Genomic DNA, 1,954 nt, shown 5'->3' with positions numbered 1-1,954 from the left:
GCGACACCTTCACCGCCGCCGGCTTCGACGTACGCGTGCACGGCGAGCTGCACGCCGTGATCCACCCGGACATCCCGCGCATCACCAACGTCGGCTACCTCCTGGACGGCGGGAAGATCTTCCACCCCGGCGACGCTCTCACCGTCCCCGACCAGCCCGTGGAGACGCTGATGCTCCCGGTCATGGCCCCCTGGAACAAGATCGCCGAGGTGATCGACTACGTCCGCGAGGTGCGCCCGCAGCGCGCCTACGACATCCATGACGCCCTGCTCACCGATCTGGCCCGGCCGATCTACGACCACCAGATCGGCGCCCTCGGCGGCACCGACCACCAGCGGCTCGCCCCGGGGACCTCGGCCCGGCTGTGAGGCGGGGCGGGACGGGTTGTCGTACCCGCCAGGTAGGTTGTGAGACATGCGCATCGCGACCTGGAACGTGAACTCGATCACCGCCCGCCTCCCGCGCCTGCTGGCCTGGCTGGAGAGCAGCGGCACCGACGTGCTCTGCCTCCAGGAGGCCAAGGTCGCCGAGGAGCAGTTCCCGATCGAGCCGCTGCGCGAGCTGGGCTACGAGGCCGCGGTGCACGCCACCGGCCGGTGGAACGGCGTGGCGGTGCTCTCCCGCGTCGGCCTGGCGGACGTCGTCAAGGGACTGCCCGGCGACCCCGGGTACGAGGGCGTGACCGAGCCCCGCGCCATCTCCGCCACCTGTGGCCCCGTCCGCGTGTGGTCGGTGTACGTGCCCAACGGCCGCGAGGTCGACCACCCGCACTACGCGTACAAGCTCCAGTGGTTCGAGGCCCTGCGCGCCGCTGTCCTCGGCGACGCGCAGGGCAGCCGGCCCTTCGCCGTCCTCGGTGACTACAACGTGGCGCCGACCGACGACGACGTCTACGACCGGGCCGCCTTCGAGGGCGCCACCCATGTCACCCCCGCCGAGCGCGCCGCCCTCACCGCCCTGCGCGAGGCCGGCCTCGACGACGTCGTACCGCGCCCGCTCAAGTACGACCACCCGTTCACCTACTGGGACTACCGCCAGCTCTGCTTCCCCAAGAACCGCGGCATGCGCATCGACCTGGTGTACGGCAACGCGGCCTTCGCGGGGGCCGTCAAGGACGCCTACGTCGACCGCGAGGAGCGCAAGGGCAAGGGCGCCTCCGATCACGCGCCCGTGGTGGTCGACCTCGACGTCTGATGCCACGCTGGGTCCATGAACCTTCCGTTCCTGGGCCCACGGCACAAGAAGCACCCCGCGCTGCCCGCCGACCCCGAGTCGGTGGCCGCGCTGCTGTCCGAGTGCGATCTGCTGCGTGCCCAGGCGGCCCGGGGCGGCGTCCGCCTGGACGACACCCCGGCCTCCCTGGAGGCCCTGGACCAGATGGTCCCGCGCTGGCGCGACGACGCCGAGACGCTGCCCTGGCTCGGCCATGACGCCGGGCTGTATCTGGGCACCGTCGTGGTGCGTACCGTGCCCGGCGCCGCCTGGCGGATCAGCGCCGGCGGCGAGCCCGTCCTGCGCCTCGCCTCCGGCCGCGAGGTGGAGGTGGTGGACGCGGGCCGCCAGTGGGCCGCGACCGGCGTGCCCGAGCTGTCCCAGCTGTACGCGGAGATCGCCGAGGTCTGAACCCGCGGCGGCCCCGAGGGCACGCCCTCCCCGACACGGCCTTAAATACGGCTAATGCCGGAAAGGCCGTGTCGCCCTCCGACTCCCGGGCCCGGCTGGATAGTTTGCGGCAACCACCACCCAGCGGAGAGTGGAGTAGGGCTGCGTATGGCCGTCGATCCGTTGATCGAACCGAGGAACGGCGACTGGAAGAAGGCGTACCAGACAACGCGCACCGGCCGGTTCACCCGGCGCCCCGTCAATCCCCGTCCCTCACACCCCTTCGCGGCCCACCCGTTACCGGGGCCCGCGGACACGTCCGGCACCCGGCCCCGGCACCCCGAGAGCACGC

Annotated in this window: 4 protein-coding genes; all 4 read left to right on the top strand. The window is 72.2% G+C overall.

The genetic code is table 11. The features are described 5' to 3' along the window. The coding region (locus CCN72_RS28520) for an MBL fold metallo-hydrolase (RefSeq protein WP_208638123.1) at window positions 1-368 on the top strand (368 nt) is incomplete at its 5' end. Between the two features lie 46 nt (window positions 369-414). After that, window positions 415-1,194 (top strand): exodeoxyribonuclease III, encoded by a 780-nt coding sequence (locus CCN72_RS28515; protein ID WP_086810774.1) that lies wholly within the window; start codon window positions 415-417, stop codon window positions 1,192-1,194. A 15-nt stretch (window positions 1,195-1,209) separates the two neighbouring features. Further along, complete coding sequence (locus CCN72_RS28510; RefSeq protein ID WP_086810772.1) at window positions 1,210-1,623, top strand: DUF6278 family protein; 414 nt, start codon at window positions 1,210-1,212, stop codon at window positions 1,621-1,623. A 147-nt stretch (window positions 1,624-1,770) separates the two neighbouring features. After that, window positions 1,771-1,954: hypothetical protein (locus CCN72_RS40055; RefSeq protein ID WP_208638122.1), on the top strand; the 184-nt coding region annotated here is incomplete at its 3' end.

The organism is Streptomyces murinus (assembly GCF_002154555.1).
Taxonomy (GTDB): Bacteria; Actinomycetota; Actinomycetes; order Streptomycetales; family Streptomycetaceae; genus Streptomyces; species Streptomyces murinus.
Note: the sequence above shows the minus strand (reverse complement) of the source record. Positions and strands in the feature narration are given on the sequence as shown.